Source organism: Vescimonas sanitatis, assembly GCF_049060325.1.
Lineage (GTDB): Bacteria > Bacillota > Clostridia > Oscillospirales > Oscillospiraceae > Vescimonas > Vescimonas sanitatis.
On sequence record NZ_JBMGPW010000018.1, the window covers coordinates 1 to 8650 of the forward strand.

The 8650-nt window shown below is 45.8% G+C and carries 7 protein-coding genes and 1 pseudogene; 5 read left to right on the forward strand and 3 right to left on the reverse strand.

The annotated features are described in order from the left end of the window. Window positions 1–549 precede the first annotated feature (549 nt). The 3 genes from ACOMDU_RS13410 to ACOMDU_RS13420 are packed head-to-tail and all read right to left on the reverse strand — an operon-like array spanning window position 550 to window position 3798. Window positions 550–1590, reverse strand: coding sequence for a tyrosine-type recombinase/integrase (locus ACOMDU_RS13410; protein WP_421130665.1), 1041 nt, complete (start codon window positions 1588–1590; stop codon window positions 550–552). Continuing rightward, the gene (locus tag ACOMDU_RS13415; RefSeq protein WP_421130666.1) at window positions 1583–2581 is read right to left on the reverse strand and encodes a tyrosine-type recombinase/integrase; all 999 of its coding nucleotides are present in this window, start codon (window positions 2579–2581) and stop codon (window positions 1583–1585) included. The genes ACOMDU_RS13410 and ACOMDU_RS13415 overlap by 8 nt, the downstream gene beginning before the upstream one ends. Next, window positions 2578–3798, reverse strand: a complete 1221-nt coding sequence (locus tag ACOMDU_RS13420; RefSeq protein ID WP_421130667.1) for a site-specific integrase — start codon at window positions 3796–3798, stop codon at window positions 2578–2580. Before ACOMDU_RS13420 ends, ACOMDU_RS13415 begins: the two co-directional genes overlap by 4 nt. Window positions 3799–3962: 164 nt before the next feature. Between ACOMDU_RS13420 and ACOMDU_RS13425 the strand changes: the two genes are divergently transcribed. The 5 genes and pseudogenes from ACOMDU_RS13425 to ACOMDU_RS13445 form a co-directional block, all read left to right on the forward strand. After that, window positions 3963–5018 carry a CHAT domain-containing protein gene (locus tag ACOMDU_RS13425; RefSeq protein ID WP_421130668.1) on the forward strand — a complete coding sequence of 352 codons (1056 nt, stop codon included), beginning with the start codon at window positions 3963–3965 and terminating at the stop codon, window positions 5016–5018. A gap of 469 nt (window positions 5019–5487) precedes the next feature. Then, a pseudogene (locus tag ACOMDU_RS13430) lies at window positions 5488–6171 on the forward strand (DNA cytosine methyltransferase); the annotation flags it as partial. 724 nt (window positions 6172–6895) lie between these two features. After that, on the forward strand, window positions 6896–7651 hold the full coding sequence (locus ACOMDU_RS13435) for a tyrosine-type recombinase/integrase (RefSeq protein ID WP_476718552.1): 756 nt from the start codon (window positions 6896–6898) through the stop codon (window positions 7649–7651). After that, a complete protein-coding gene (locus ACOMDU_RS13440) occupies window positions 7623–7877 on the forward strand; it encodes a tyrosine-type recombinase/integrase (RefSeq protein WP_421130670.1) in 255 nt (84 codons plus the stop codon). The genes ACOMDU_RS13435 and ACOMDU_RS13440 overlap by 29 nt, the downstream gene beginning before the upstream one ends. A 454-nt stretch (window positions 7878–8331) precedes the next feature. Beyond that, a partial coding sequence (locus ACOMDU_RS13445; protein WP_421130671.1) for a tyrosine-type recombinase/integrase occupies window positions 8332–8650 on the forward strand: 319 nt, incomplete at its 3' end.

The following is an 8650-nucleotide window of genomic DNA, read 5'->3' on the forward strand; positions in this document are numbered from 1 at the left end:
ATGCCGACTGAGGGTTGACGATTTGAAGTCCAGACGGATCAACTCCATATTTGCTGCGCTCATCAAGTCAGGGATTGGAACTGTCTTTCTGCTGTGCATAGTTTGCCTCCTTTATATTGTGATGCTCACAGTATAAAGGGAAATTATGCACAGCATCTTTTTAATTCTCAAAGAAATTTCAATATTTTGGAAGGAGGTCTTTTCATAATTGCTTACAACTCATAATGTCGTCGGTGCTCTCTCAAGTGGGCGGGACGCTGAAACGGGTCAAAAAAAGCCTGGGGCGGATTTTCAAAAAGTCCTCGAAGCGTTCCTCCAAGTTGAAGAACCATACCTTCATGTTGTTAGACCTGAGACCGGGCGCTGGGAATATGCTGGGGGCATATTGGGAGTACGATCCTCCATGGCTTGGATCGTTTGGGATGCTCAATTATGTTCAGCCGAACATAATTGAGCTAATGTAAAGCTAAGAAAAATGTTGAGTCACCTCCCTGAAGTGTAGTAAAGCCAGCAAGAATGCTCCTGCTGGCTTTACATTATTCTGTGAAATTATTTAGTTGGAATATAGAGCTGAGTCAACCATTGCATCAAATTTTCGTCATCCGTCCAAGAGAGCTGCTGGTCACTAAGCTGCTGCGGATGCACTTGCTCCAACAGCTTTTGCTTCATTTTAATGTTCAGCCGGGCATACACCTCGGTAGTTTTAATGTCAGAATGCCCTAACAGGTCTTTTATATATTGTAAATCTACACCAGCCTCTAACCAATGCATCGCTCGGCTGTGTCTGAAAACATGAGGATGGACCCGCACTGGGAACAAATCAGGCTTCTCCTTCTGTGCAAGGGAAACATATTTCTGTATGATGTAGTAGACACCGCCCCGTGTCAGAGAAGCCTTGCTTCTGTTGCAAAAAAGCGGGGCATCTATATCACATTGGCGATATCGGGATTCCTCAGTCAGATAATCCTTCAATATCTTTGCAGGTACAGGAAGAACTGGTATATCTCGGAACTTTCTTCCCTTACCTTTTAGATGTACAACGGCCCATTTTTTATCAAAACGGATATCACCAAAGCGAAGGTTAGCGATTTCAGATGCACGAGCAGCAGATTCATAGATTAAGGTCAAGAAGGCAAAGTCACGCCGTCCCTCACGCGTTGTAAGGTTCGGCTGTCCCAAAATAGTTTGGATGGCTTCTTCCGAAAGATGCGGGACAACCCTTTGCTCACATTTCTTCGGAGGAATTTCCCGGATCTGTTGGCATAGCAGTACAAAGCCTGGATCTTCATACTGCAGGAACTTAAAAAACGCATTGATTGCTGCTCGCCGTTGGTTCCTTGTCGTAATAGAGTTACCTTTCTCCTGTTCCAGCCACCGGAAAAAAGCATCAATTAGCTCCCTATTGAAATCGCTAACTTCCAGCTTATCTCTTCGAATTTTGCGTTCCCGTTCACAGAAATCCAGCAGCAAGGACATTGCGTCTCGATAGGATTGAATTGTTTCTTGGCTTAGTCCCCTTTCAGATGGTAAATACTCAAAGAAATATCTTGATAACGTTTTGGCAAAAAAAGTCGGTCCACGATTAGCCATCCTGCAATCCCTCGCTTTCCGTGGCAAAGTCAAACGGAGCATACATGCCGCCCAAATTCTGTTCACAAATATCCATGATATGGGGGAAGGATTGTGCGGTCAGGCGGAGATAGTACTGGGTGGAACTAATCGATGTATGCCCAATATAACGGGAAAGAATCAGTAGATTGCTGTATATTGGGAGTCCAGCTTCAGCCCATTTTTGGATATTATGGCAACAAAATGTATGACGGAGATCATGCACGCGCGGCCCAAATTGCTTCCCCTTATATGGAATCCCCACATCCCATAAAATGCCGCGAAAGAACTTTCCAATGGTGGATTTTGTATAAGGGGTCCCGCCCTTTGCATAAAAGAACGGCGTTGATTCGACAGTGTTTTTATGAACAGCCTGCGAATATTTTCTACATTCTTCCGTCAATGTGGCAGACATTGGGACAATCCTCTCGCGGTCATTCTTTCCGTGCCGTATGTGCAAAATTCCGTCTTTCAAATCCACATCGTTTTTTAGTAATGCCAGCGCTTCAGAAATTCGAAGGCCACAGCCATAGAGTACGCGAAATAAGAGTGGCATAGTAAGATGTCGGTTAGGGGATAGGTTACTCGGAGAAAGTGAGTCAAGTCGTTCAAAAATGAGATGTAACTCATCCGTTGAAAAAATATAGGGTACGTGTTGTTCTCCGCATTTGGGAAGGGCCGGAAGTAGGTAGGATGGATAACCTTGTTTGCACAGATATTGGGCAAACCTCTGCATCTCACTCACTCGGCTATATCGGGTGGCGTCTGCCTCATTTGGGCGCTTCTTGCACCATGTCAAGGCAATCTCTTTCGTAATTGTGTAACTCTGAATCTCATAATCTTTACAAAAATTATCGAATAGCCGCAGCAGTTTGGCCTGCTGGTTGTAGTCCAGACCAGATGCCCTTTTTTGTGCCACATAGGATTCGCATATTGGAGCAAATGGTCCTGTAAAGAAGGGCTTCTTACTCATAGAAGCACCTCCAATGCACATCGTCTCAGCATTTCTGTATTGAGGCTAACGTATACCTGTGTGCTTTCCGGTGTGGCATGACCCAGCGTTTGCGCAATGTCCGTTAATTCTGCTCCATTTTTCAGCATGGAGGTAGCGACACTGTGTCGGAAGCTGTGCATCCCAATCGGTTTATCCGTAGAGACATGAATACCTGCTTTAGAAACGAGTTTGGAAACCAACCTTTGCATAGAACCGTTCATGACATCAAACGGTGCGAGGTGCCGGACAAATATACATGGGCAGTCTGTCTCTGGGCGGCCATGCTGGAGGTAATCAATGATTGCCCAGCCAACATCTTCGAGTAACGGAAGTTCTAAGGGTATCCCTGTTTTTTGCTGATAAATTAAAATCCGCTTATTTTTCCAGTCAATATTCTCGAATCGAAGTAGCCGCACGTCACTGATGCGCAGCCCCAGCCGAGTGACCAACAATAGAATTGCATAGTTCCGCTTTCCCAATGGGTTAGATCGGTCTACCTGAGCCAGAATGCACTCTACCTCATCAGGTGAGAAAACCGTAGGCAGGCGATACTTATGTGTCCGTCTGACACAGGGCAAGGCATTGGCGTGGCTGATATGATGGTAGCCTTTGGTCAATGCGTAATCAAACAGCTTGCCTAAGATGCGAATTGTTGCCGCAACCGTACCGGGAGAAAATCCAGTCAAAGATTCAATATAAGTATTTACATGGTGCAGCTCAAGCTGGTGGAAATGCTCAATGCCGGACTCCAGTAGAAAATACTCAAAGCGAAATAGCCTGCTCCGCCAAGTCCTGATAGAACCTTCAGCCACTTGGTTTTGGCGCAAGCTGTCCAAAAAGCCTTCAAATAGCTCCTTATAGGCTGGAGAAAAGCCCTTCAAGGTGATACTTGATTGCTTAAAGACCATCCCATACTGTAAATAATCGTCCAACATATGAATAGCCCGGCTGACATTCTGAGATATATCCCTATCGCCAAGATCGGCACCATATCGTTCCCAGACAAATCTCCGCTCTAAATCCACGGTGAACTCAGTTGCCTGATGCGCTTCGCAGTATACAATCAACTCCTTCCATGTCGCGTCTAACCTTAAAATCGTGCTTTCACTGTAGCCAAGTTCCGCCAGATGCAATTTTAACTCATCAACTGTCTTGACGAGCCATTTCTTTGGCGGGCCTGTGTACTCCATTGTCATAAGCTAATACCTCCGATTCATTTGTATGGCAATTGCCACCACTTAAATTATAGGGGGTTATATTTAGCAGAACAATATAATGTGTTTTGTCTATTCTTGTTGAAAACAGGCTTAGCGTGACGTATAATATTTCCACAATAAAGCAAATGAAACGAGGTGTTATCATGGCCCAAATTGATTATTATAGAACCACTTTGCTCAAAAAAAGGGAGGAGTTGGCAAAACTAAATCAAGATTTAGCTCGTGAGCAGGCTAAAATTGCTCCTTTACAGAAAAAAATTATATCTGCTAAAAGCGCAATCAATCGAACAAAAAGCGATTCCACAATAAAATCCAGGCTTTCAGAGATTGACCGTGCGGAAAAGTCTATTGCCGACATACAAAAGAAATGCGGCGATATTCAAGCAAAAATAGCACAAAAAGAGAAGGAATATGCTACTGCCGACAAAAACTATCGAAATGAAGAAGCTAAGCTCAATAAAAAAGCAGCTGATGATGAAAAGAAACGTCTTCAGCAGTCTGCTCGGCAATCAGCCGCGATGGAGCAGGCTATACGGCGTCAAGAGCAACATCAGGCTCAAATGCAGAGGGAAATTGATAGTATAAAGGCAATTCCTGAAAAAATAACTGTGCTTTTCTTAGCGGCAAACCCCGTTGGCACACACCAGTTGCGACTTGATGAAGAAGCTCGGTCTATACAAGAGAAGATCCGACTTTCGGAATATCGAGATTCGGTACAATTTGAAAGTCGGTGGGCCACGAGAGCTTCGGATATATTGCAAGCTATCAACGAGACAAACCCGACCGTTGTTCATTTTAGTGGGCATGGAGCAGATACGGGTGAACTTGTATTAGAAAATCCTGATGGAACCGCTAAGCTTGTGTCTGCAGATGCAATTTCTACAGCTATGGCAACAGCTTCTGATACCATCCGTTTAATCGTCTTTAATGCTTGTTTTTCAGATACTCAGGCGGCGAGTGTAGTTGAGCATATTGAAGCTGCAATCGGGACATCTGATTCTATTCCCGATGAAACGGCCTGTACATTCGCCGCACAACTCTATTCTTCTATTGGTTTTGGGCATTCTCTTAAGAAAGCATTTGACCAGGCAAAGGCAGAATTGATACTCGAGGGGATTCCTGGCGAAGATATTCCTCAACTTTATTGCCGACCTGATGTTGACCCTGATGATATGGTTCTTGTTCAGCCTAATACTTAAGGACGAGGTCTGCCATCACTATGATGGTGGACCTCATTCTTACTTGAAGAGCATATAGATAATGTAAAGCCAGCAGGATCATTCTTGCTGGCTTTACTGCATTTTAGGAGGTGACTTTACATTATTTTCTACTATACATTAGCTCAATACTGGGGTGTGCCCCAGAGTCGTAAGAGGATCTTCCTTGTGGCAGATCTTGGAGCCCCATCCTCAGCGCAAATACTATTTGAGCCGGAAAGCCTGCCTGGGCATTCTCCGTAGAGCGCGGAAGCGCGGGAAGGAGTTACCTGCAACGCTGAAGTTGGCGTTGGAAATGCAGAGCGGCCTGCGGATGATCGATTTGGTAATATTGGCGCAGATGGGGCTTATCAAGGCGTACCATATCAACCAGAGGAACGAGGGTATCGACCTGGGCGATACGGCGGGGGCGTTGATGGCGACCTCCAATTTGCAGATGCAGACGTTCGTGGCGGGCTTCTCTGCCGGTGCGGGAGCCAGTGCGGGTGGCATCGGTTACCGCGAGGGCGTTGCGCCGACACTGAAGGCCGGCGGCAGCGGAAACAGTATGCCAACCGTCCTGTGCATCAACGATCAGGGTGGCGAGCGTATGGACGTGACGGTAGATAAAACCGTCACGCTTCGGGCGCAGATGGACAACCACCAGCCGCTGGTATTTGAGAGCCACGGTATGGACGCTCGCTATCGACAGATGGGCAGTGTGGCTCCGGCCATGTCGGCACGCTACGGTACAGGCGGCAACAATGTGCCCCTTGTGGGAGAGCAGGTGTTCTGTATCACCGGCAACGCTATTGACCGCGAGCCGGAGAACGGTGGCAATGGCATCGGGTATCAGGAAAACGTATCCTACACACTGACCGGCTTCGACCGCCACGCGGTGTGCTCTGTCTCGGAGGTGGTCGGCGCACTGTGCAAAGGCGACGAAAAGGGCGCAGGAAGTCAGTATGTGGAGCAGGGCAAATGCGTTGTGGATCTCTATACCTGCGAGCCTGCCGGCGACAAGGATCTACCCATTCTGCTCATCCGCCGCCTTACGCCGTTGGAATGTGAGAGGCTGCAGGGCTTTCCGGATGGCTGGACAGATATCCCCGGCGCGTCTGACAGCGCACGATATAAGGCGCTGGGCAACAGCGTTTATTGGGACAAAGCCATTATGTTAATGATGGGCACAAAAATGGCATGAATACAAGGCTTCTTGGGATTTTACTGCACATAATACTCCACATTTCAACCTTTAATCATAGCAGCTAAAACCTTTAAAGTAAGGGCTTACTTTTTCCGCTTGTTCAAGTAGAATTGNGGACAAAGCCATTATGTTAATGATGGGCACAAAAATGGCATGAATACAAGGCTTCTTGGGATTTTACTGCACATAATACTCCACATTTCAACCTTTAATCATAGCAGCTAAAACCTTTAAAGTAAGGGCTTACTTTTTCCGCTTGTTCAAGTAGAATTGCCATTGTAATAGGAGAAATTTCTACATGAAGGGCGGTGGGTATATTGCCAAACAAGCTAATCAAAGACCTCATTGACAAAGGTGCAGTAACTCTAAAAGAACAGGGATATTCCATACGCAGTAGCGAATACACCCTATTGACATGGAAGCAATTTCAAGAGTTCTGCAATAAAAAGGGATATGAAACATATTTGCCCTCGCATAAAGATGAATTCATCACAGAACTCGGCAAGTGCACTCCACCNAGGGATATGAAACATATTTGCCCTCGCATAAAGATGAATTCATCACAGAACTCGGCAAGTGCACTCCACCTTTAAGGCAGTCCACAATTGACCGCAAAGCCGGAAGCATGAAAATGCTTGATCTGCTTGCCACCAAAGGTACATGGGGAAAGGGGATGCTCAATCCTCTGCAAGAGTTGTTGCCGGAATTCAACTCCTTTCTTGATGCGCAGGAAGAATACCTCATCAAAACCGGTTATTCAGAATGCACCAGAGAAACGATGCGAAATTATATCTCCGTAGTTATGCGGTACTTTCAGAATGCTGGTATAACAAAGCTGGAAGAACTTAACAGCTCACATGTCTCGGCATATCTGCTGACACTGAGAGGCCATGCAAAAAGTACAGTGCGTTGTGAACTCAGCCGACTGCGGAAGTTCCTGTCGTATCTGTATCTGCTTGGATATACATCCGAAAATCTTGCACCTCATGTACCTGAATATCGTCTGGGACAAGCACAGAGCATAATTAANGAGGAAATCAATGCAGTATTGGAAACCGTGAACAGAGCCAGCCCAAAAGGAAAACGAGACTATGCTTTCATTACTATTGCCGCTGAACTTGGTGTGCGAAGCAAAGATATCTGCAATTTGAAGTTGTCCGATATTGACTGGAAGCTTTGTTCAATCTCCTTTGTGCAAAGCAAGACGGGCAAGCCGAACACACTTCCTCTCAGCGAAAAAGTGGGATCTGCTATTATTGACTACCTGCATATTCGTCCGCAAACAAAATGCGAATACCTGTTTGTCAGTTTGAACCCTCCATATGGCAAGATGAAATCAATCCATTCAGCGTTCCATAGGTATGTCGCGCGTTCANAGTTTGAACCCTCCATATGGCAAGATGAAATCAATCCATTCAGCGTTCCATAGGTATGTCGCGCGTTCAGGGGTAAAAGTGCCAATTCATGCGCATCACGGCCTGCATTCTCTTCGGGCAACCGTTGCGACAAAACTGCTATCTGCCGATGTGTCTCCAGATATCATTTTTTCATTTCTTGGCCATTCGGACCGCGAATCTCTGGGACATTACATCCGTCTGGATATTGAAAACCTGCGTGAATGCGCCCTGTCGTTTGAGGATGGTGATCTCTTATGAGCAGAACTTACGAGTACAGAAGCGGACTGGCAAGTCAAATAAGTGCTTTTATTGCAGAAAAGCGGGCCTGCGGATGTAAGTATGAAAAAGAAGCCAAAACCTTTCAAANAAAAGCGGCCCAATGAAAAGCGTAAAAATCAAAAATGGCGGCTTAATTTCACAAAACGCTTTGCCAAATATCTTCAATTGAATGGCTATGCCGCGTACTACCCCGAACTTACCATTTCATCTCGAGATGATGCTGACTTTTCTCCCTGCATTTTTACGAGCGATGAGTTGGCACGTATTATGAAATATTTTGAAACGATGGTTCCAAGCAGGCAATGCCCTACTGCGCACCTTGTCTTTCCTTTGCTGTTTAAGACTCTGATCTGCTGTGGATTACGTGCCGGAGAGGCAACCCGGCTCCGTGTAAAANCCCTGCATTTTTACGAGCGATGAGTTGGCACGTATTATGAAATATTTTGAAACGATGGTTCCAAGCAGGCAATGCCCTACTGCGCACCTTGTCTTTCCTTTGCTGTTTAAGACTCTGATCTGCTGTGGATTACGTGCCGGAGAGGCAACCCGGCTCCGTGTAAAAGATGTAGATCTTATAAACGGCGTTTTGCAGATTTGGGAAACAAAGCATGACAAACCAAGATATGTTCCTCTGTCTAAAAGTCTGTGGGCGGACTACGAACAATATTTTGAAGAAATCCATGCGGAAAGTTCTGGTAACAACTATTTCTTCCCCAATCCCCGAAAAAGCTGCTACCATACAACCACAGTCT

Excerpts from the sequence above, each read along its gene's own strand:
- ACOMDU_RS13440 (WP_421130670.1), top strand. The coding sequence starts at position 7,623 with ATGAAATCAATCCATTCAGCGTTCCATAGGTATGTCGCGCGTTCAGGG.
- ACOMDU_RS13410 (WP_421130665.1), bottom strand. The coding sequence starts at position 1,590 with ATGGCTAATCGTGGACCGACTTTTTTTGCCAAAACGTTATCAAGATAT.
- ACOMDU_RS13420 (WP_421130667.1), bottom strand. The coding sequence starts at position 3,798 with ATGACAATGGAGTACACAGGCCCGCCAAAGAAATGGCTCGTCAAGACA.
- ACOMDU_RS13415 (WP_421130666.1), bottom strand. The coding sequence starts at position 2,581 with ATGAGTAAGAAGCCCTTCTTTACAGGACCATTTGCTCCAATATGCGAA.
- ACOMDU_RS13425 (WP_421130668.1), top strand. The coding sequence starts at position 3,963 with ATGGCCCAAATTGATTATTATAGAACCACTTTGCTCAAAAAAAGGGAG.